1 protein-coding gene is annotated in these 738 nt (G+C 33.9%); it reads left to right on the forward strand.

What is annotated here, in order from left to right; genetic code table 11:
- The first annotated feature begins 304 nt into the window (after positions 1-304).
- Positions 305-673, forward strand: a complete 369-nt coding sequence (locus GH715_RS21265) for a hypothetical protein (protein ID WP_153837229.1) — start codon at positions 305-307, stop codon at positions 671-673.
- Positions 674-738 lie beyond the last annotated feature (65 nt).

Here is a 738-nt window from a genome sequence, read left to right on the forward strand (position 1 = left end):
TCCCAAGAATCCCCCACTTCAAACATCCTGAAAGGAGGTTAAGTGGGGGTAGTTCAAGGTGTCTATGCTAAATGTGTTTACTATTCATAATTAAGTAGATCCTTTATACTAAGCTAAAAGTATTGTATATTTTGCGAATCATCTTTTAATACTGTAAAATATCTTATGGTTTGTAGAATGGTGACATATATCAAATGAAAAAGAGGAATAATGACTTAGGTAATAATGCATTTTTATCTGAAATGAACTACATCTACCAATGCGAGACTCCAATTAAACATCCAAGAGAAAGGAAGAGGTATACATGGCAAAAATAGAAAACATGACAACTGATGGTGGTTACGTTATTAATGTAAAGCCCACAAGTAAAGCTGTTTATATGAATGTAGTGGGGACTTTTACACCTGAGCAAGCGAACAAATTCCATCAAGATTATGAAAAGCAGATAGGCTCCATTTCTACTTATGATTATGTGTTACAAGTAGATTGCAAGGATATGGAGGTAATCAATCAAGAGATGACACCAAAGTTAGCCCAATCCTTTAAGTTATATAAAAAATCTGGTTTTAAAAAAGTCGAATTCGTAATCACTGATAATGTAGCGATCAAAATGCAGCTGAACCGTATTGCCAGAACGGTTGATTTGCCTAACTATGAAATAATTGAAGCATAAAAAAACGCGAAAAGTCCTTTTAATAGTGAACTGCACCCTGTCAAGTAGACAGTGGAAATAATAAA

This window comes from Gracilibacillus thailandensis, from assembly GCF_010994055.1.
GTDB lineage: Bacteria > Bacillota > Bacilli > Bacillales > Amphibacillaceae > Gracilibacillus > Gracilibacillus lacisalsi.

Coding starts and splice junctions, on each gene's coding strand:
- GH715_RS21265 (WP_153837229.1), top strand. CDS start 305: ATGGCAAAAATAGAAAACATGACAACTGATGGTGGTTACGTTATTAAT.